At 60.2% G+C, this 21357-nt stretch carries 11 protein-coding genes and 1 pseudogene; 9 read left to right on the forward strand and 3 right to left on the reverse strand.

Features of this window, described 5'->3' with window-relative positions:
- The 3 genes and pseudogenes from IAE34_RS12840 to IAE34_RS12850 form a co-directional block, all read left to right on the forward strand.
- A partial coding sequence (locus IAE34_RS12840) for a phosphopantetheine-binding protein (protein WP_200139338.1) occupies positions 1-415 on the forward strand: 415 nt, incomplete at its 5' end.
- The gene (locus IAE34_RS12845) at positions 412-4833 is read left to right on the forward strand and encodes an HAD-IIIC family phosphatase (RefSeq protein WP_200139339.1); all 4422 of its coding nucleotides are present in this window, start codon (positions 412-414) and stop codon (positions 4831-4833) included. The genes IAE34_RS12840 and IAE34_RS12845, both read left to right, overlap by 4 nt.
- Positions 4834-4954: 121 nt before the next feature.
- Positions 4955-5812: pseudogene (locus IAE34_RS12850) on the forward strand (IS5 family transposase).
- Here the strand turns inward: IAE34_RS12850 and IAE34_RS12855 are convergent.
- From IAE34_RS12855 to IAE34_RS12865, 3 genes are all read right to left on the reverse strand, one after another.
- Positions 5809-7119 carry a tyrosine-type recombinase/integrase gene (locus tag IAE34_RS12855; protein WP_200139340.1) on the reverse strand — a complete coding sequence of 437 codons (1311 nt, stop codon included), beginning with the start codon at positions 7117-7119 and terminating at the stop codon, positions 5809-5811. The pseudogene IAE34_RS12850 and the gene IAE34_RS12855 overlap by 4 nt on opposite strands.
- A gap of 448 nt (positions 7120-7567) precedes the next feature.
- Complete coding sequence (locus IAE34_RS12860; RefSeq protein ID WP_200139341.1) at positions 7568-12778, reverse strand: RecQ family ATP-dependent DNA helicase; 5211 nt, start codon at positions 12776-12778, stop codon at positions 7568-7570.
- 349 nt (positions 12779-13127) lie between these two features.
- Positions 13128-13721, reverse strand: coding sequence for a TetR/AcrR family transcriptional regulator (locus IAE34_RS12865; RefSeq protein ID WP_200139342.1), 594 nt, complete (start codon positions 13719-13721; stop codon positions 13128-13130).
- 84 nt (positions 13722-13805) lie between these two features.
- On the opposite strand from IAE34_RS12865, the gene IAE34_RS12870 reads away from it, so the two are divergent.
- The 6 genes from IAE34_RS12870 to IAE34_RS12895 all read left to right on the forward strand — a co-directional run bounded on the left by IAE34_RS12870 (position 13806) and on the right by IAE34_RS12895 (position 21285).
- Entirely contained in the window at positions 13806-14555 is a 750-nt protein-coding gene (locus IAE34_RS12870; RefSeq protein ID WP_200139343.1) for an SDR family NAD(P)-dependent oxidoreductase, read from the forward strand.
- Positions 14548-15303: an SDR family oxidoreductase gene (locus IAE34_RS12875; RefSeq protein ID WP_200139344.1), complete on the forward strand. Its 756-nt coding sequence runs from the start codon at positions 14548-14550 to the stop codon at positions 15301-15303. The genes IAE34_RS12870 and IAE34_RS12875 overlap by 8 nt, the downstream gene beginning before the upstream one ends.
- Before the next feature lie 172 nt (positions 15304-15475).
- On the forward strand, positions 15476-17551 hold the full coding sequence (locus IAE34_RS12880) for a hydantoinase/oxoprolinase family protein (protein WP_200139345.1): 2076 nt from the start codon (positions 15476-15478) through the stop codon (positions 17549-17551).
- Positions 17552-17574: 23 nt separating this feature from the next.
- On the forward strand, positions 17575-19239 hold the full coding sequence (locus tag IAE34_RS12885; protein ID WP_200139346.1) for a hydantoinase B/oxoprolinase family protein: 1665 nt from the start codon (positions 17575-17577) through the stop codon (positions 19237-19239).
- 3 nt (positions 19240-19242) lie between these two features.
- Positions 19243-20445 (forward strand): pyridoxal phosphate-dependent aminotransferase, encoded by a 1203-nt coding sequence (locus tag IAE34_RS12890; RefSeq protein WP_200139347.1) that lies wholly within the window; start codon positions 19243-19245, stop codon positions 20443-20445.
- A 27-nt stretch (positions 20446-20472) separates the two neighbouring features.
- Entirely contained in the window at positions 20473-21285 is an 813-nt protein-coding gene (locus IAE34_RS12895) for an NAD-dependent epimerase/dehydratase family protein (protein ID WP_200139348.1), read from the forward strand.
- Positions 21286-21357 lie beyond the last annotated feature (72 nt).

Raw genomic sequence — 21357 nt, forward strand, 5'->3', positions numbered from 1 at the left:
GGTGGTGGCGCACGGGGAAGTCACGGACAGGCTGTACGAGGCACCGGTCGGAGAAGTGGAGGAGCAGTTGGCCGTGTTGTGGGTGCAGATGCTGCAGGTTCCGCACGTGGGGCGCCATGACAACTTCTTTGATCTGGGGGGGCACTCGTTGCTGGCAGTCCAGTTGATTTCCCAGATCAGGAAGACCTTTGAAGTGGAACTGCCGATCGCCGAACTTTTCAAATTTCCGGTTCTGTCTGCACTGTCCGACGCGATCTACCAGATGTATATCCAGCAGTTCGATACGGCGGAGCTGGAACGTATGTCTGCCGAGCTTGATAGCTTGAGCGAAGAGGAACTTCAACGGATGTTGGCTGAAAGCGATCAGGGTTTCGATAACCTTCAAGACCCGGTGCCACAAGGAGATATTCAGTGAGTGATTTGCAAGGTACGGATACCCAGTCATTTAGCCTGGAGTTGATCAAGCGTGAGCTGCTGATGCGAAAGCTCAAGCAGAAACCGGCTCTTCGCGTACATAGCGCTGCTTCCACGATGATACCGCGGGCGGACAGAACCCAGGGCTGCGACTTGACGTGGGCCCAGGAGCGTATCTGGTTCCTGAGCCAGATGGAGGGGGCAGCCGAGGCCTATCACATGACCTGTGTCTCCCGGCTCAAGGGAGTATTGGCGCAGGATACTCTGCAAGCGGCACTCGATACCCTGGTGGAGCGGCATGAGTCGTTGCGCACCACATTTGTCATCAGGGAGGAACGCCCTGCACAGCTGACGCACTCACCGGGGGGGCTTCAGATCGAATATGTCGATCTGAGCGAACAGGGACTGGAAGGGGCAGAGCTCAAGGCCCTTGAACTCGTGCACAGGTTGTCCCAGCGGCGATACAGCCTTGGGCAGGGGCCCTTGATCCGTTGCCAACTGGTCCGTCTGGCCGATGAGCAGCATCTGCTCACGATAACGATGCATCACATCATTGCGGACGGTTGGTCCGTCAACCTTCTCATGAATGAGCTGGCGACCTTGTACAGCTCGTATTCGCAAGGCGCTGGCAATCCCCTTGCACCGTTGGCCATACAGTACGGCGATTATGCGGTCTGGCAAAGATCGGCGCTCTCCGGCGCGTTGCTGGACAGTCAACTCGATTATTGGAAGGCTTGCCTGAGTGGCGCTCCCGCAACACTGGAACTGCCCGTGGACTTCCCTCGACCGGCGATCCAGTCGTTTACCGGCAGCACCCACTCCGTGTTCCTGCCAGCATCCGAGTTGGAGAGCGCCAGGCAGTTGGGCAAGGAGAGAGGTTGGACCATGTTCATGATCATGTTGGCCACGCTGCAACTGCTGCTGGCACGTTGGTCTGGTCAGAACGATATTGTCTTGGGAACCGTGACCGCTGGGCGGAGCCGCTCTGAAATCGAATCTCTAGTCGGTTGCTTCATGAACTTCCTGCCCTTGAGGGGTCATGTGGATCATGAACTCAGCGTGGAAGCGTTCCTGGCGCAGACGCATGGTCAGGTGGTTGCGGCGTTCAGTCACCAGGAATGCCCTTTCGAGAAAATCGTCGAGGCTCTCAACCCGGTCAGGAATGTGGCTTACAACCCTCTGTTCAACGTTGGCTTTCTGCTTCAGAACTATAGGGGGGCGGTCGATTTTTCCCAAGGCAGGAGCCGTTCGGGCGAAACTGTTGCGCCCGCGCTGGTTGCAGAAGTCGTCGATTTGCCGACGGCATCTTCGCTTCTGGATCTACGGTTTGTGGCGACCGAGGTGGGCGAAGGGCTGCAACTCAGCTGCGAGTACAACACCCAGTTGTTCGAGGAAAAGAGCATCAAATATCTGCTGGACGAATACCAGCAGTTCTTCTCCCGACTGGTCATGTCACCGGCGGCGCCGCTGTCCAGTTTTAAACTCGGCTCACCGTTGACCGAGCAGACCAGGGTTTCGAAGAAAAGAGAGCGCAAGCTGCATCTCAACATCGCATCCACATTCACTGCCGACTACGTTCTCCCTACACTCAAGTTCTGGAGTGATGCCCTCGGCTCGACGGCTATCGTCGGCCTGTCACCCTATAACCAGGTCATCCAGACATTGCTCAACCCTGCCGGCCTGTTCTCCAATGGTCAGGGCGAACTGAATGTCTGCCTGTTGCGTTTGGAGGATTGGCTGAGCCCGGCAGACTTCGAACGTGCGACGGAACTGCCATGGACAAAGGTCAACGAGCAACTGCAAGATCGCCTGATGGAGTTTGTTGATGCGGTCAAAGCATACTCTGGGCAGAACACCCGTCCATTGCTGTTGATTTCATGTCCCTGCTCGGATGCTGTCATAAAGGTCCCGCAACTTCATGAAGCCCTGGAATCGGCGGAGCAGCATCTGAGCGATCAGCTCTCATCGATCAGCCATGTGCGCTGCATGCTCTCGGAAAGCCTGCTTGCCCGGCATCCGGGACTTGAATGGAGTGACAGTTATGCCGAAGCGCTGGGGCATATACCGTACACCAGTGCCGGATTCGCCGTTCTGGGAGAGGCAATCATTCGGCACCATCACGCGCTCAGTTACCCTCCGTACAAGGTGATCGTCCTAGATTGCGACAATACACTGTGGAGTGGTGTGTGTGGTGAGGTGGGGGCCGAGGGCGTACTGCTTGACGAGCAAAGCGAAAAGCTGCAGTGGTTCATGCGCGAGCAATTGGAGCAAGGCATGCTGTTGTGCTTGTGCAGCAAGAATACCGAAGAGGATGTATGGGACGTCTTCTCCAAACGCAAGGAGTTCCCTTTGCAGCGGGAACACCTGGTCGGCGCTCGCATAAATTGGCAGCCTAAGAGCGAGAATATCCTGAGCTTGGCAAAAGAGCTGAACCTGGGGTTGGACAGTTTCATCTTCATTGATGACAACCCGGTGGAGTGTGCTGAGGTTCTGGCCAGTCTCCCCGACGTCCTGACCCTGAACCTGCCTGCCGATCGCATGCAGACAGCTGCCTTTCTGCAGGGAACCTGGGCCTTTGACAAAATCTGTGTGACAGATGACGCCAAGGGGCGTTCGGCGCAGTATGCGCTCAATAGAAAGCGCGATGCCCTGCGAAAGAGCGCGTCGAATTTCATGGAGTTTCTGGCGGGGCTCGAGATGAGGGTCGACCTCTGCCAGATGCGCGTAGAGCAACAACTGCGCATTGCCGAGCTGACGCAGCGAACCAACCAGTTCAACCTTTCTACCCGGCGCCGCAGCGTGGCGGAAATTGTCAGCTTGCAGAATGTGCAGGCGCTATATTTCTTGGCTGTTCAAGTCGAGGATCGCTTTGGCGACTACGGCCTGACCGGTGCGGTGTTCTATCGTGCGTCTGCCCCGCTATTGGAATTGGATACTTTTATCCTGAGTTGCCGGGTGCTGGGCAAGGGCGTCGAATATATTATCCTGAACAAATTGGCTGATATCGCCCTCGAACAGGGCTGTGGGTATATCGTTGCGCCGTACCTGGCCACAGCAAAGAATGAACCGGTTCATAATTTCCTGAAGTCCCTGGGAGCAATAACCTGCATCGGCCGCGACGAGGTTACTCACTATTTCATTATCGAGGTACACGAGGCGCTGACGGCTCGTTATGAGCCCGGCTCAACCCAGGAAGATGTTGACGATTCACCTTCATTGGCCTTTGCGAGCCATACCGGCCACCAGGACTCCAGAAGGCGTGTCGATAGCCTGCGCAAGATTTCCGAAGTGTTCAGCCAGCCTGAAAGCGCCTTGGCTTACATAGAGAAGTACAAAGACGCTTGTACCACTCGCTTGCGCCAGCCGTTCACCCGGGCCTGTACCCCAACTGAGCTCAAAATGGAAAAGATATGGTGTCGGGTGTTAGGTCTCGACCAGGTGGGGCGAGAGGATGATTTTTTTGAGATCGGCGGCCACTCCCTTCTGGTTATCAGGCTTTACCAACTGGTCCGTGACCAGTTTGGTGTCACCCTTCCCATGTCCAATATCTTTACGTCTTCGACCCTCAAGGCATTTTCCAGCCTGATCGAAGCGCCAGCCGTCAAACAGTCATTGCTGACACCTCTTGGCAGCAGCGATGGTGAGCAGCGCATATTTTTCATTCATCCGGCTGGTGGTACAGTGTTTGCCTACAGAGCACTGGCGCAGGGGCTTTCGCAGTCGATGTGCGCTTTTGCCATACAGTCTCCGGAGGTCGCCGGGTATGATCTGGCCGGCTACACTCTGGAAAGCCTTTGTGAGTGCTATGTTAGGGTAATCAACGAGTTTCACCCCATTGGAAAACTTCGACTGGCGGGATGGTCCCTGGGAGGCAAGATTGCGTTTCAGATGGCGATGTTGTTCGAGCTCCTTGGCCGCGAAGTGGAATGGGTAGGGCTTTTAGATTCTGGCTTCGACACCGACTTTCATAACAGCTATGAGGCTTTCCTGGCCTCCGTTTTCCTGCACCTGAATGCGGGCGATCTGATGCTTGACCCGGATCTGCGTACGGTGCTGGAGCGGGTTCAGGCGCTTGCGCGGGCGGTAGAGGGGGACTTCGAATGCGTCATTCGTAAAAACCCCGAGTGGCTACAAGAACATGGTGTCGCTGAACATCACCTAGACTTTCTGCATCAGCAGTACTTGATCCAGTGCTCTCATGCCGCCTTGGATCCGCAGTTCAAGCCACATGCAATTAATGCCCCATTACATGTGACGTGGGCGTTGGATTCGTTGCAACTCAACCAGTCGAAGCCTATCGACTGGTTATCCTGGACAAAAAACAAGTCGGCCAGTACACAAATTAGTCTTCCCGGCACGCATTCCAACGTCATAACTAAACCAGAGAATATTGATTCGATAATACGGTCATGGACCTGATTGGCTCGGCATTCATTTAATAAATATTAGGCTCTGTCTGAAATTCGGAGAAATCCAACTCTCGTGCCGCGAGCGTTGAGATTTGTAAGGTTTTCAGCCATCTATGGAAAGGAATCCAGCGATGGCTAAGCGCTATGAAATTTCGGATGAAGCATGGGATGTGGTCGCGGATCTTTTTAACCCCAACCCACACCAGAGGTAGACCGCGAGCAAGTGATCGCCTGATGCTCGATGGCGTGCTGTGGTTATTGCGCTCAGGTGCTGCTTGGCGGGACGTGCCCGAGTGTTTCGGGCCTTGGCGGACGGTTTATCACCGCTTCCGAGTTTGGCGAAACCGGGGAGTGTTTGATCAGATGCTCAAGCGATTGCATCTCAAGCTCAATGATCAAGGGCTCATTGACCTGCAGACCTGGATGATCGATTCAACAGCTGTTCGTGCTACCTGCGCCTCATCAGGTGCAGGTAAAAAAGGGGGCCTGATGAACCTGCCGATCACGCCCTAGGTTGCAGTCGAGGTGGCCTCACTACCAAGATCCATATGCTCTGCGATGGCAACGGCGTGCCATTGCGTTTTCTCCTTTCTGGCGGTCACGCCAGCGATATCAGCTATGCACAGCCACTGCTGAACGATGTCTGCATCCCGACGAGCAAGCGTGGCCGACCTCGCAAGCGCTGCCGCTGGCTTTTGGCCGACAAGGGCTACGACGCTGATGCGCTGCGGCGTTTCTGTGACCGATACCGCATGCAGCCGGTTATTCCTTTGCGTTCGATGAAGCGCAAACCCAAGCCCGGATTGCCCCGCCTGTTTGATCGCCCAAAGTATCGCCAACGTAATGTGATCGAGCGAATGTTCGGTTGGCTGAAAGAGAACCGCCGACTCGTGACACGCTTCGACAAGCTCGCAAAAAGTTATGGCGCGATGGTCTCACTGGCTTGCGTCATGCGATGTCTGCGACACCTTTTTTCAGACAGAACCTAGTGCTTTGTCTCTTTTCCAGTCTCAAATTTGCTTGAGTCTGAACTATTTACAGTAGGGGGTGATTCACAACCCGACAATGCATAGCAAGCCCATTCCTCCATAAGCTGTTTCCGTTTTTCCAACAGGTCGCCACGCCGATAAGCTGCTTCTGTCGCGTTACTGACTTTATGCGCTAGCGCCATTTCAGGAACGATATTGGAGAAATGGGTTGTCTCGGCGGCCCAGTCTCTGAAGCTTGACCGAAAACCATGCATGGTGATGACTTCACCAGCTTCGTTACGCCAACCTGGCCCGCCGTTTCTCAGCGATATCTCATCCATGCCTCGAATTTTCTGCAGCATGGCCATGTTAGAGAGGGGCCGGCCAGCAGTACGACCGGGGAACAGCAACTCGCTGTCGTTTCCAACCTTGAGCCGGCGCAGTGTTTCCAAGGCAGCCTTTGATAGGGGGACCCTATGTTGGCGGCTGGCTTTCATGCGTGCTGCTGGAATGGTCCAGATTTCCTCTTCAAGGTCGATTTCGTCCCAGCTACTTCCTATAACCTCGCTGGTTCGCAGGGCGCACAGTACAGTCAATTCAACTGCAATTGAGCTGAGGTCCGCGGAGCTTCTGAGGGCTGTCATGAAGGAGGGAAGTTCCTGCCATGGTAAAGCTGCGTGGTTCCCACGGTCTGCCATTCGTCTTCGGGGTAAGAGCTTGTCAAGGTGGCCTCGCCATAATGCGGGGTTTTCACCCGAGCGCAATCGGCGAGCTTTCGCCGCATCTAAAACAAGCTCTAACCGATTTCTCACCCTCGCAGCTGTTTCAGGCTTTTGAGTCCATATCGGATTCAATATTTGGAGGATGTGATCAGTCTCAACCTCGTCCACCGGCTTGTTCCCGATGATGGGAAAAGCGTAGGTGGTGAGTGTATTGGTCCACTGCTGGGCATGCTTGGCGTTTTTCCAGCCGGCTCTGTGGGCTTCGATGTAGTCCTCGGCCACTTCTTTGAAGGCCCTGGTGGGGGGCGCTTCTTCTTCATGTTGAGGCTTGGAAAGTTGTTGTCTCAGCAGGACGGGATCTGATCCGCCTTTGACGATCTTTCTTGCCTGGCTGGCTGAGTCCCGGGCTTGGGCGAGCGTGATGTCGTCCACGGTACCCAACCCCATATCCCTGGATCTCCCATTTAATTTGAACCGGTAAATCCAGCTTCCTCTGCCCATAGCCGACACCTTCAGATACAAGCCCTGGCCATCGACGTGCATGGCTTTTTCGCCCGAGCGCAGTAGGCGCTCCACTGACTTGACCGTTAACAGATTCGATTTCATCGTCCTTCTCCTCACCCTCAGCCCATATTCCAGCCCATACTTTGGATGCTGGCTTGGGTTGGCCCTCAATCGGCCTCAGTGGACAATGGTAACGCCTGATGCTTGATTTAGAGGTGCTGCTCGTCGGGGGAACGTACAGCGGTGGAAGTCGGTGGAGGACTATATAGCGGACTACGCTTCCGCCATCATTTCTTCATGAAAGCCCTGATTCATCAGGGCTTTTTTGTGTCTGATCGGTTTAGCCCATACCCCGGCCCAGGATTGGGGCGCTGGTCTTTCGGACCACTACCCACATGCTCCGCTATCGCCTCCAGATCAGCCGGTCAGGATGATCACTTGTAGCTCAGAGGCGTATGAAACGCAGCCACGAGGGCGGCTCTCGTGACTTTACAGTGTTTCAAGCAATCACACCTCGAGCAGCTAGCGGCGAGCGCGCACCGCACGTCCTTTAGCCAGAAACCAGTTCTTGGTCAGTGTCGGTCGTCGGCTGCGTTTCCCTAGCCTTTTTTCCCGGTACCCCACACACCCTCGGCACGACGACCGCCCACTGGTCGCACTTGCAGTATCCGCGGAATGCCTCGTCACTGTCTTCGGCGTAACGCACCAAGATGTCGGCCACCTCACAGACCTGCATGTCGAATTCGGGCTTGAACGCGTTCGCGGTGCGCCCGACCACGGTTCCGGTCGAGTCGAGCATCAGGTAGCGAGCGCTGTTCTGCTCCTTGTGCATACTCAATGGATCACCGCGGCGCAGTCGAGCGAGGGCCGAGTGAATGTCTCGGGTGGCGTCCTGGCGGCCCGCATACCCCAGGTCGATGTCTTTCAGGCTCAGTTGCAGATAGCGTTTGTCGAGTTCGGGCAAGGGTGGGCCGTTGAACGATTCGCATGCGATCTCGACAGGCAGGGAACCGCTGAAGGCGTTGTCGGCGCTGAATTCGCAGAGCGTCAGTGTCTGCTCCGCGCGGGTCATTCCGACATAATAGAGCCGTCGTTCGTCATCCAGCTCGGTTCCCTTGGATTTCCAGCCGCCGTCCAGGAGTGCGACATGGCGGAATTCGAGACCCTTGGCCGAATGTACGGTTCCCAGGTACAGGCCGCTGGTGGGCTGTCGGCGGATCTCTCGGGCATAGTCGTACAGCCAGGCCACGATCGACGCACTCTGTAGTTGGCACTCGCCCAGTTCGCCTGCCAGTTCATCGAAAGCGATTTCGAAGAACGCCGCTGAGTGTTCGTCCAGCACACCCTGAATGCACTGTAGTGCCTGTTCGGCCGTAAGGGCCTGGGTCTGTCGGTCCAGGCAGTCGATGGCCGCCACGAACGTACGCTGGCGGATCATGGGCAGTCCGTTGTCCTTGTCCGCTGCCAGGTGATACGGGACGCCATGGTGCTCGCACCAGGCCTGGACCGTCGCCAGATAGTGGTGAGTCCTGGCCAGCACCGCACAGCCGTCCCAGACACCGTTCTCGAGAGCCAGCAGCCGCTGCAGTTCGCCCAAGGCCGCTTGTGCCTGACAATTGCCTTTCGCTTCGTCGGTGCGATCGATCAGCAGTCGGAGCACCTGGCCACGGCGATGCGGATCCAGCGTCTGCCAGTTTCCGCCCGGCGGATCTGCACGGCGGCGCGCGTCGATGCGGACAGGCGCCTCGCTTTTGAGGCGTTGGCCATTGAGCCCGATCACGTGGTTGGCCGCAGCGATGATGCAGCCGCTGGAGCGATAGTTCTCTACCAGAAAGGTATCGCTGGCCGAGTAGCTGGTGCGGAACTCTTCGATATAACGGTTGTTGGTGTCTCGCCAGCCATAGATGTTCTGGTCGTCGTCACCCACCGCGACGATACAGGGCTTGCCTTCGTCCGAGGCGCCGCGATCGGCCAGAGCGCTGACCAAGCGATACTGCAGCTCGTCGATGTCCTGATACTCGTCGACCAGAATGAATCGATAGCCGCGCAGCAAGGACGCGCGCAAGTTGGCGCGAGCATCGTCGAGATCGTCCTCGCTAGGTGGGTCGCCTTCGTCCTCCACCGGCATCAGCAACGAGCCCTCGAGCAGGTCGACGGCTTCTTTCATCAAGTGTTGCAGCGTGTTCTCGTCCGTTTCTTCGCCTCGTTCGAAGCGGGTGCCGGTCAGGCGCAGGGCCAGGCTGTGATAGGTCATCACGCTGACACCGTAGGCATCGGCGCCTACCAGGGTGACCAGGCGTTTGCGGATCTGATTGGCGGCGTGGCGATTGAACGTGAGCGCGACGATGGCGCTTGCGGGCACCCGACGGACCCGCAGCAGGTAGGCGATACGGTGCACGATCACCCGTGTCTTGCCAGAGCCTGGTCCGGCGAGCACCAGGCGATTGCTGTCCAGGTCATCGGTGACGATGGTGCGCTGGGTATCGCTCAGCGCCAGTACGATACTGTCCCAGGACGCTTCGCTCGTGGCGTACTTGAGCACGGCTTCACGACCGGCGAAATAGCGTCTGAGAAAGCTTGCCTGATCGCTGCCGAAATAGTCGGCCAGCAAACCCCGCGCCGCGTTCGGGTCTTGTTGGGCACGCTCGGCGTACTCACGCATCACGTGTACCTGGATACGCTTCTCCCGGTAGTGCTGGTCGAGGCGCTCGTAGTCGTCCTTGAGGAATCGCGGACGTTGAAGGTCGACTTTCAATGTCATCGCCCGACGCATCACGGTAACGCCATGGTTGAGGCAGAGCACCTCCTGGCGGTGCAGGAACAGCAGGATGCGTTCGACGTACTTTTCGCGTTTACCAGGCACAAGCTGTTGCAATTCCAGGTCCTGGTCGAGCAGCGCGACCAGCTCGCCGAACGTGGCGCTGACCAGCTGGTTCTTGCGCCGCGCCGTGAGCTTGTCCAGCAGATGTTGGAGTAGCTTGCTGGCTACCACGCCACGGATTGTGCTGACGGCGGCGAGCCCGTTCCAGCCGTGTGGGTGGCGCACGCTCAGACGGATGTAGTCATGGCTGAGCTGGCGTAGGTCGAAGCTATTCAGCCGCGGCTGTTGGTTGCCATCACGATCGGGTGAAAGGCCTCGCAACAAGCGCAGCACGTGCAGGGGCAAGATATCGTTGCGTGCCAGCCGAACCTTGAGTCCCGAGGTGAGGGTCGAGACATTGATGTCCTGCCAGGAACCGTCGGTGGCCTCGGGTGACTGTTCGGCCATGACGTCCAGCAAGGCCTTTTCCAACGTCAGCAATTCCTGCAGCCGATGCATTGAGTTTTCCGTGCGGCCGTTGCTCAGCACTGCGGTGAACTGCGTATCGCTGACCAGCAGTTCCCGTGCCTCGAGGTCCTTCAGGATGTGGGCGACTTCCTGAGGTTCGAGGCTGGTCAGCGTCACCAGGTTGTCGGTATTGATCCTGTCATCGCCACTGGCCCGGCATAGATAGCCGTAGATGGCCAGGTATTCTGCAAGACGACGCTCGGGCAGGGTCGATGCGCGCAGACGGCGCTCGGCCTCTTCGCGGGTAACGGTCGGGCGCGACGGGAAGATCTGCGTGTGATTTTCCTCGCGTGTCAGGTAGCCGCCGCGCTCCAGCCAGGCCACCGCGGTGATCACCTTGGCATCGGCGTCGTGTGCATCGCTTTCGAAGGATGTCTGGATAGCATCATCCATGATGATTTCGCCGGCAGTGATCACCAGCTCTTTCTGGCCTCGTCGCCTGAATTCGCTGTTCAGCTTCTTCTGGATCTGCTGGATGTCGCGGTGGCTCAGACAGGCGCGTTCGCACAGTCCGAACTGAGTCTCGATGTCCTGAGGATCATAGAGCAGTACAGCCAGTGCCGGCTGCTGGTCGCGACCGGCACGTCCGGCCTCCTGCAAGTAGTTCTCGAGCGATCCCGGTACGTCGGCATGCACCACCAGGCGCACGTCTTCCTTGTCCACGCCCATGCCGAAGGCATTGGTGGCGACCATGATCGGAATCGCTCCGGTCTTGAACTTCGCCTGGACTTCCAGCTTTTCGGCAGGTTTCATTCCGGCATGGAAGTGTCGGCAGGCCAGGCCCTGTTGCTGGAGGAATCCCGCCAGTTGTTCGGCCGCTTTGCGACTGGACACGAACACCACGGCTGCGCCCGGCTGTTGCGACAACACCTCCTCGAGAAGCCGATGTACCCGAGGCCATTTTTCAGCTCGGGTGCAGGGCATCACTTCCAGCCTGAGATTGCTTCGCTCGTGGCTGCCGAGGAACTCCTGAAACCTGACGTTCAGGGCATCCTTGAAATGGGCGCGAATATCGGCGAGTACCTGGGGTTTGGCGGTGGCCGTGAAACAGCCGATCGGTGCGGGTTTGCGGCCGGCGTGGTACTTGGCGATGTAGCGGGAAACGTAGTGGTAGTCGGGCCGGAAGTCGTTCCCCCACTTCGACAGACAGTGCGCCTCGTCGAAGACCCATCCGCCGACTTCGCGTTGTTCGATGGCGCTGCAGAACGCGCGGCTGCGAAATTGTTCGGGAGAGACCAGCACAATACCGATATCGCCCAGGCGGATCTTGTCCAGAACATCGGCGCGTTCGGGCATGGTTAGCAAACCGTTGAAGGCTGCGGCGCAATTAACGCCTTTTTTCAGCAGGCCGTCGACCTGATCCTTCATCAGCGATTGCAGCGGCGAGATGACTACGGTGAGGCTGGCGTTGCGATGGAAGCGATTGAGCGCGGGCAGTTGATAGGTGATCGACTTGCCGCCGCCGGTAGCGAGTACGGCCAGGACATGTTTGCCCTGCATGCCTGCCAAGGTGATGTCGTGCTGCAAGGACTTACCAGAGGGCTCCTGGCGAAAATCCGCGTAGTTGAAATAGCGTTGGAGCTCGTGACGGGGGTTGTGGGTGGTCTGGCAGTAGCGGCAGTCGTCACGGCCACAGGGGCGGTCGCGCAGCTCGCGGATCAGTGCGCCGACCTTGGGGAACTGATGACGTACCCAGGGCGCCAGCACCGAGTTGCCGCCTGACACGCGCAGCCAGGCCAGCACGTAGGCCAGGGGCAAGTGCGCTTTTTCATCGTGCAGATCTTCGGCCAGAAGAGTATCCAGGCGGGTACGGCACACCTTGAGATCACGGTGGGTATGAGGATCCTTTTCCACCAGTTGGCGCTCGATAAGGGGGGCAATCTCCTCGACCGCCACCGCGGTACGCCCCGTCAGTGAGGCAAACAGCCCACCGGCGTCCCGCTCCGGCGTAGGTGCCAACAGTGCCTGATAGCACAGCAGTTCGTCAGGCTCAGCCCGATGCAGCTCGGCGAATGCCTGGCGCTGGTCGTTGAACAAGGTCAGGGTAAGCCGGCAGTCTGCCAGTGGCGAGTTCAGCGTATCGCGAACCAGCTTGTAGTCCTTCACCAGCCGGTGATAGGGATTACGTGGAAATGCCAGAGGCGAGAGACGCAAGGTGTCCACGGCAGGCAATTCGTGCAGCAGCATGTTGGAAGCCTGCTGGCGCAGGATCCGCAGATCGTGGTTGATCACATTGTGCCCGAGCAGGTAGTCCGCCCCATTGGCCAGGTCGTCTACCTGAGCCAGTACTTGTGGCAGATCCTTGTTGACGTCGAACTCCAGCGCGACGTCCCTGTCCTCGCGCAGGGCTGCGACTTTGAAAATTTCATCTGCCTTGGCGGGATTGACCTCGAGGTCGATGACGAGACTTTTATCCTGGGCGAACGGAGACATACCTTACGCAATCCTTGCTTCGAGTCCTACAAACCTCGCAGATTACAGGCAAAGACACGAACGCAAAACTCCAATGCATATCACTTTGCCGATAGTGCTATGGCCTTGATCAGCGGGTTGACCTTGACTCTTCTCCCTTCGCCTGCCGCTGAGCAGCACACCCTGACTGTGAACGTCTGGCTAAACCGGTTCAATCCAGCTCCAGGCCTTGAATCCATATGCCACCAATCTCCGGATGCGCATCGGGTTCCCGCCGATGGCTGACACTACGCCCACGGCGGCGTTGGCGACGGATCGAGTCGCCAGGGTCCATACCCTGTCCAGATGAGCAGGCCAGACTCTTGCGCGCTCAGCACGACCGCATCTTTCCCGTACCGACGATGCCTTGAACGAAGCCGATCACCTGCTCGCGCACGTCCACGCTGGCGTTCCAGTGCGATTGGCCGCTGAGCAGGCTCAGCACGGCGTGGGCAATGGCGTGGGCGAGGGAGGTTGGGCCGCTCAGTCGGCATTCCTCGGCCACGATGTCCACCAGCAAGTTGGCGTAGCGCTCCTTGAGCCGCTCCACTTGGGCCCACTGGTCCGGGTCGAGGTTGATCGCTTCGCGCGTGAGCAGCGTCAACTGGTCCGGTCGGGATTGGCGATAGGTGATGAAGGCCAGTACGAACCCTTCCAATCGATCCTCCGGTGTGTGCAGGCCCTTGAGGCGTTGGCGGGTTTCGTAGAGCAGGTCGGTGAGGCTCGACTCAATCAGTTCGAACAGCAGGGCCTGCTTGCTTTCGATGTGGTGATACAGCGAGCCGGCCCTGACGCCCAGGTGGCCTGCGAGGTCGCGCAGGCCGATGGCCTGGTAACCATGCTGCGCGAATAGTCGAGTGGCCGCCGTCAGTACTCGATCACGGGCGTGCGCTGAGTCGACGGGCAAGCGGCTGGCGGCGGGCATCGAGGAACCTGTAGGCGTTTTGATGTTTGACCAAATGTAAGACAACAGGCATCTTACGTAAAGACTCAATCATGGAGGTGTTGCGTGGACAAGCAGACGGTGGTGATCGTGGGCGGTGCGTCGGGCCTGGGGTTGGAGACGGCGCGATTGATGGTCAAGCGCGGGGCCGAAAAGATCGGTCTCATCGACCGCAATGAACAGTTGCTGGAGCACGCCTCCCAGGCGTTGCGCGAGTTGGGTGCGCAGGTTGCCGTAGCGGTCGGCGACATCGCTCGGCGCGAGACTGCCCATGGCGCGTTCGATCGGATCGTCTCGTCTCTGGGGAGGGTGCACTGTCTGGTCAATAGCGCGGCCATCTATCCACGCAAGGACATTTTCGAGATCACCGATGAAGAGTGGGATCTGGAGAATGCGGTGAACATCAAGGGCACCTACCACATGATGGTGGCCGCCGCGCGGCACATGCAAGCCTACGTGGCGGCCCCGGCGGTGACCGGCCGGATCGTCAATGTCACGTCCGTGGATGCCTTCAAGGCCCACCCGCAGAACGCGCACTATGCGGCAACCAAGGCAGCGGTGGTGAGCCTGACCAAGTCGTTCGCCCAGGCCTGTGCCAAGGACCAGATCCTGGTCAACTCGGTGGCGCCGGCCGGCTTTGCCACCGAGCGAGCCAGGCAACTGGGCTTTCTGGGGGAGCTGGCCGCGGCCAACCCGCTGGGGCGCGCCGCGGAGCCTGCGGAAATCGCCGAGTGGATCGTGATGATGGGTAGCAGCCGCAACTCCTACGCCACGGGCGAAAACGTCATCGTCAGTGGAGGCTACATCTATGCCTGAAGCAGCCTTTCCAGAGGGATATCGCCATGCGCTGGTGACCGGAGCCACCAGTGGCATTGGCCAGGCCATCGTGCTGGCGCTGCGCGATGCCGGAATGGAAGTGATCGCGCTCGGCCGTAGCGAGCAGGCGTTGGCGGAACTGGCTCGCGAGCCTGGGGTGCGCACCCTGCAGGCCGACGTTCGCGATGGCGAGGCGCTGAGTCAGGCGCTGGCAGGTCTGGCTATCGACGTGCTGGTCAACAATGCCGGGATCCTGTCGTCACGCGCGGCGTTCCAGGACATCGAGCCGGAGCAGATCGATGCCATGCTCGACATCAACCTCAAGGCGCCGCTGCACCTTGCCCGGCAGACGCTTCCAGGTATGCTCGAGCGGGGCAGGGGGCACCTGTTTTTCATCGGTTCGAGCGCGGGGCGGGCGGCCCATCCTGGGGCTGCGGTGTATGGCGCTTCCAAGGCGGGTGTGAGTCTGTTCTGCGACGCGCTTCGCTGCGACCTGCTGGGCACCGGCATACGGGTGACCGAAATTGCGCCGGGACGGGTGCAGACGCAGCTGTATCGCACGGCAATGGGTATGCAGGCAGCGGGGAGCGAGCTGTACGACGGTTACGAATCGATACAGCCGCAGGACATCGCCGAGCTGCTGCTGGCGGCACTGAAGATGCCTCGCCAGGTAGACGTCTCGCGCCTCGAGGTCTTTCCCACCGCTCAGGCGGTAGGGGGCGGGCGAATGGTCAAGACCTTGGGCTGAGAGGCGGGGTGACGGGATCGCCTGAGTGTTCTGCAGGCGGTTCGCGGATCGCGCGGCATGAGAATCACTGCTTGACCACCTGTAAGACAACATATAACTTACGACGTGTCGCCTGTGCAGCTTCAGGCGATGAGCTCGATACAACTACAAGGCTTTATCAGGGGATATGACGATGACTGCGACATCATGCCGGGTCGGCGTGGACATAGGCGGCACCTTCACCGATATCGCGCTGGACGTGGACGGCGTGCTGTATTCGACCAAGATCCTGACCGACTACGCATTGCCTGAGCGGGCCATTCTTTCGGGCGTGCGCCAGGTCGTCGAGCAGGCGGGCCTGAGGCTTGCGGACATCGACCAGCTGATCCACGGCACGACCCTGGCCACCAACGCCCTGATCGAGCGCCGTGGCGCACGCACGGCCTTCATCACTACCGAGGGATTTCGCGATACCCTCGAGATGCGTACCGAAAACCGTTTCGAGCAGTACGACATCAACATCGTCCTGCCGCCGCCGTTGATCGAGCGCGACCACCGCTTCACTCTGCGTGAACGTCTGGACGTCAAGGGCCGCGTACTGATCGCGCCCCAGCGCGCCGAGATCGATGCGCTGGTCGAGCGGATCGCCGAAGGCGACTATGAAAGCGTGGCCATCGGCTTCATCCACAGCTATGTCAACGGTGCCCATGAGCGGCAACTGCGCGACGCGTTGCAGACGCGCCTTCCAGGGCTTTCGGTGTCGATCTCCAGCGAAGTCTCGCCGCAGATGCGCGAGTTCGAACGTTTCAATACCGTGTGTGCAAACGCCTACGTCAAACCGCTGATCAAGTCGTACCTGGATCGCCTGGTGGTCACCTTGCGCCAGGAGGGCGCCGAGTGTCCGGTGTTCATGATCCACTCCGGCGGCGGGATCATCTCGGTCCAGAGCGCCGCCGAATTTCCGGTGCGGCTGGTGGAATCCGGTCCTGCCGGTGGGGCGATCTTCGCCGCCGACATCGCCCGCCGCTACCGCCTGGACAATGTGCTGTCGTTCGACATGGGCGGCACCACGGCGAAAATCTGCCTGATCGAAGACCAGGTGCCGAAAACCGCCAAGACCTTCGAGGTGGCGCGCACCTACCGTTTCAAGAAAGGCAGTGGCATGCAGATCTCCATCCCGGTGGTGGAGATGGTCGAAATCGGCGCTGGCGGAGGGTCCATCGCCAGTATCGACAGCATGCGTCAGATCCGTGTCGGCCCGCACAGCGCGGCTTCCGAACCTGGCCCGGCCTGCTATGGGCGGGGTGGGCTGGAGCCGACCATCACCGACGCCAACCTGCTGCTCGGCCGGTTGGATGCCGACAACTTCGCAGGCGGCGCCTTGCGCTTGTCCGTATCCAGCGGCGCCGATGCCATGGCCCGGGTGATCGGCCAGCCATTGGGCATGGCTCCTGAAACCGCAGCCTTCGGGGTCTGCGAGGTGGTCGACGAGAACATGGCCAACGCCGGTCGCGTGCATGCGGTCGAGAGCGGCAAGGACATCGCCGACTACACCATGATCACCTTCGGGGGCGGCGGTCCGCTGCATGCTGCGCGGCTGTGCGAAAAGATGGGGGTGTCCAGGTTCATCGTGCCGGCCGGTGCCGGTGTGGGCTCGGCCATCGGCTTTCTGCGCGCGCCGTTCGGCTACGAAGCCGTTCGCAGCGCCTTCGTGCGCCTGTCCGAGTTCGATGCGCAGGCGGTCAATGCCGTGATCGAAGAGATGAGGGTGGAGGCGCTCGGGTTCCTGCGCCAGGGCATGCCCGAAGGCGAGCCGCAGATGGAGTGCACCGCCTTCATGCGTTACGTCGGCCAGGGCTGGGAGATTCCGGTGGCCCTGCCGTTCAAGCGCTTCACGGCAGCCGATACGGCGCATTTCAAGGCTGTGTTCGAAGAGGCCTATACCCGCTTCTTCGGTCGTCCCATCGAAGGGCCGGATGTCGAGATCGTGAGCTGGTCGGTGCGGGTCAGTTCGCCGCTGCCACCGGTCGATCATATCGACATGGTGAGCGCCGCCTATCGCGCCCAGGAGATCGCTCGACGTCAGGTGTTCGACGTCGCTGCAGGCGGTTTCGTCGACGCCGGTATCCATCCCCGTGAAGCGCTGCAGGTAGGCGCGCGCGTCGACGGCCCGGCGATCATCGTAGAGCGCGAGACTTCGACCTTCGTAACGTCCAACTTCACGGCCACAGTCCAGCCTGATGGCTGCCTGCTGGTTGTGCGCCGCTAACGCCTGACTCGGAAGACAGAACCATGAGTGACATGTTGATCGACATTCAAATGCAGGTGATGTGGAATCGCCTGGTCTCGGTGGTCGAAGAGCAGGCGCTGACGCTGATCCGTACCGCGTTCTCCACCAGCGTGCGCGAGGCCGGCGACTTGTCGGCCGGCGTGTTCGACCGCGCCGGCAACATGCTCGCCCAGGCGGTCACCGGCACGCCGGGGCACGTCAACACCATGGCCGAGGCCGTGGTGCATTTCATCAAGGACATTGGTGAGGACAACATCTTCGAAGGCGATGTGTATGTGACCAATGACCCGTGGAAGGGCACTGGCCACCTGCACGACATCACCATCGTTTCGCCCTCGTTCTACAAGGGCAAGCTGATCGGGTACTTCGCCAGCACGGCTCACGTGGTGGACATCGGCGGTCGCGGCTTCGGGCCTGATGCGCGTGAAGTGTACGAGGAGGGCCTGTTCATCCCGATCATGAAGCTGTTCGAGCGCGGCAAGGTCAACCGCGACCTGATCAACATCCTGCGCAACAACGTGCGCGAGAACGATCGGGTGGTCGGCGACTTCTACGCGTTGTCGGCCTGCAATGAAACGGGTCACCGTCGCCTGCTGGACATGCTCGAGGAGTTCGCCCTGGACGATCTGGAGCATATCGGCGGCTTCATCCTGGAACACAGCCGGCGCGCTACTCTGGAGTGCTTCAAGTCGCTGCCGCACGGCACCTACAGCAACAGCATGACCCTGGATGGCTACGATGTACCCGTGACGCTGGCGGTGACGCTGACGGTCGGCCCTGACGGGATCAAGAGCGACTTCACCGGCACTTCGGGCATGAGCCAGTTCGGTATCAACGTGCCTCTGGGATACGCCAAGGCCTATGCCTGCTATGGCCTGAAGTGCATCGTCGCGCCGCAGATTCCCAACAACACGGCTTCGCTGGCGCCCTTCGAGGTGACGGCGCCTGAAGTTTGCATCCTCAATGCCAAGCACCCGGCGCCCGTGTCGGTGCGCCATGTCCTGGGCCACTTCGTACCGGACCTGGTGCTCGGCGCGCTGCACAAGTGCCTGCCGGGCGAGGTGCCGGCCGAAGGGGCCAGCGCCTTGTGGAACCTGCACCTGAGCGTGCGGCCGTTGCCGAGTAACGCCGAGGGTCGCCACGCCGAAATGCTGATGTTCAACAGCGGCGGCATGGGCGCTCGCTCGGCGGCCGATGGTCTGAGCGCCACCGCGTTCCCCAGTGGCGTTCATACCATGCCGGTGGAGGCCACCGAGCACGCAGGACCGGTAGTGGTCTGGCGCAAGGAGCTGCGTGAGGGCTCTGGCGGTGCTGGCCGGCTGCGCGGCGGCCTGGGCCAGGAGATCGAGGTGTCGGCGGCCGAGGGCTACAGCTTCCGCTTCAGCGCCATGTTCGACCGCATCCAGTATCCGGCTCGCGGCCTGGAAGGCGGACGCTCAGGCGCCGAAGGCTTCGTCGGCCTGGACGACGCCAGCCTGTTGCGCGGCAAGGGCCAGCAGTGGGTCCCGGCCGAGCGCCGCCTGATCCTGCGCCTGCCCGGTGGCGGCGGCTACGGCGACCCGCGTCAGCGCGACCGCCAGTTGGTGGAACGCGATCTGCGCTACGGCTACATCAGCGCCGAACAGGCGCGTGACGACTACGGTTTCGACGCCGCCAAGGAGGGCTGAGCGATGGACATTCAAAGCAGTCGGGTGCGTGCGGTGAAGAGTTCACCGAGCATGGCGGTGTCGGTACTGGCCAAGCAGATGCTGGCCGCAGGCGAACCGGTGATCAACCTGGCGCTCGGCGAGCCGGACTACAACGCGCCGGCGCATGTCATCCAGGCCGCATATCAGGCGATGCTGGCCGGCAACAATCACTACACGGCGCCCAATGGGCTGGAACGTCTGCGCCAGGCGGTGGTGGACAAGTTCGCCCGGGAAAACGACCTGATCTACGGCCTTGACGAGATCTGCGTGGGTAACGGCGCCAAGCAATTGCTGTTCAACGCCTTCCTGGCAACCCTGGAGCCGGGCGACGAAGTCATCACGCCAGCGCCTTACTGGGTGTCGTACACCGACATGGCGATTCTCAACGGTGGTGTGCCGGTGGTCATCCCGTGCGGCGCAGAGCAGGGCTTCAAGGTCACGGCCGAGCAATTGGACGCTGCGATCACGCCGCGTACCCGCTGGGTCATGCTCAATTCGCCGAACAACCCCAGCGGTGCGATCTTCACCCGTGAAGAGCTGGCGGCGCTGGGTGAGGTGCTGGAGCGCCATCCCCATGTGTGGGTGATCTCGGACGAGATCTATGAGCACATCGTGCTGGGCGACCAGCCCTTCGTGTCGTTCGTCACCGCGTGTCCGCAGCTGCGGGAACGTACGCTGCTGATCAACGGCGTGTCCAAGGCCTATGCCATGACTGGCTACCGCCTGGGCTACGCAGCAGGCCCGAAGGCGCTGATCGTGGCCATGAACAAGACCCAGTCGCAGACCACCACCTGCCCCTCGAGCATTTCGCAGCTGGCGGCGGCGGCGGCGCTGGAGGGGCCCCAGGATTTCGTGCGCGAAGCCAATCGCGAGTATCAGGCGCGCGGGGCGCTGGTGATGGAAGGACTGGCCAGTATCCCGGGCCTCAAGTTGCAGATGCCGCAGGGGGCGTTCTATGCCTTTCCCGAGGTCGGCGCTTTCATGGGCAAGCGCACCCCGGACGGACAGCTGATCGCCAACGACACCGACCTGTCGGCCTACCTGCTGCGGGTTGGCAAGGTGGCCACGGTGCCGGGGTCGGCATTCGGCGTGGAGCCCTATGTACGACTGTCCTTCGCCACCTCTCGTGAGCAACTGCAGCAGGCACTGGAACAACTGAGCGAAGCCTTCGCGGCGCTGAGCTGAGCAACCGAATTCGAATCGAGGGACATCATGAGCAAGCCATTCAAACGTCTGTTGATCACCGGTGCTGCCGGCCGTCTGGGCAGCGTGCTGCGCCGTCACCTGGCGCAGTTCGCCGATGAACTGCGCCTGACCGACATCGCCGACCTGGGCACGGCCGCACCCCACGAGGAGCTGGTTCGCTGCGACTTGGGCAATTTCGAGGACGTGCTGCCGTTGACCGAAGGTGTCGATGCCATCGTACACGCCGGTGGCGTGCCGCTCGAGGACACGTTCGCCAAGATCCTCAACGGCAACATCGTCGGCACCTACAACATCTACGAGGCGGCGCGGCGCAACGGCGTGAAGCGGGTGGTGTACACCAGTTCCAACCATGCCATCGGCTTTCATGACCGCACCGAGACCCTCGATGCCACCGCTGCGCACCGGCCAGACAGCCTGTACGGGGTGAGCAAGTGTTTCGCCGAAGACCTGGGTCGCTACTACTGGGACAAGTTCGCCATCGAGTCGGTGAACCTGCGCATCGGCTCGTCGTTCCCCGAGCCGCTGGACCGCCGCATGCTCGCCACCTGGCTGTCGTTCGATGACTTCGCGCAACTCACCGAGCGTGCGCTGCTGGCGCCCCGCGTCGGACACATGATCGTCTACGGCATGTCGGCCAACCGCGAGAGCCTGTGGGACAACCGCCTGGCCTCCTCGATTGGCTATGTGCCCAAGGACAGCGCCGACCACTACCGCGACAAGATCCTGGCCGAGCATGCGCCTCTGCGCCCGGACGAGCCGGCGGCACGTTACCACGGCGGCAACTTCGCCGGGGCCGGGCATTTCGAAGACCCCAAGTAGCCGATCTGATGGTCCGGCACGGCGGACAGGGCCACGGGCGTGCCCGAAAGTACTGTCCAGGCCGTTGCCATG

The organism is Pseudomonas sp. S30 (assembly GCF_016518545.1).
Classification (GTDB): domain Bacteria; phylum Pseudomonadota; class Gammaproteobacteria; order Pseudomonadales; family Pseudomonadaceae; genus Aquipseudomonas.

Excerpts from the sequence above, each read along its gene's own strand:
- IAE34_RS12890 (WP_200139347.1), top strand. The coding sequence starts at position 19,243 with ATGGACATTCAAAGCAGTCGGGTGCGTGCGGTGAAGAGTTCACCGAGC.
- IAE34_RS12865 (WP_200139342.1), bottom strand. The coding sequence starts at position 13,721 with ATGCCCGCCGCCAGCCGCTTGCCCGTCGACTCAGCGCACGCCCGTGAT.
- IAE34_RS12885 (WP_200139346.1), top strand. The coding sequence starts at position 17,575 with ATGAGTGACATGTTGATCGACATTCAAATGCAGGTGATGTGGAATCGC.
- IAE34_RS12875 (WP_200139344.1), top strand. The coding sequence starts at position 14,548 with ATGCCTGAAGCAGCCTTTCCAGAGGGATATCGCCATGCGCTGGTGACC.
- IAE34_RS12895 (WP_200139348.1), top strand. The coding sequence starts at position 20,473 with ATGAGCAAGCCATTCAAACGTCTGTTGATCACCGGTGCTGCCGGCCGT.
- IAE34_RS12880 (WP_200139345.1), top strand. The coding sequence starts at position 15,476 with ATGACTGCGACATCATGCCGGGTCGGCGTGGACATAGGCGGCACCTTC.
- IAE34_RS12855 (WP_200139340.1), bottom strand. The coding sequence starts at position 7,119 with ATGAAATCGAATCTGTTAACGGTCAAGTCAGTGGAGCGCCTACTGCGC.
- IAE34_RS12860 (WP_200139341.1), bottom strand. The coding sequence starts at position 12,778 with ATGTCTCCGTTCGCCCAGGATAAAAGTCTCGTCATCGACCTCGAGGTC.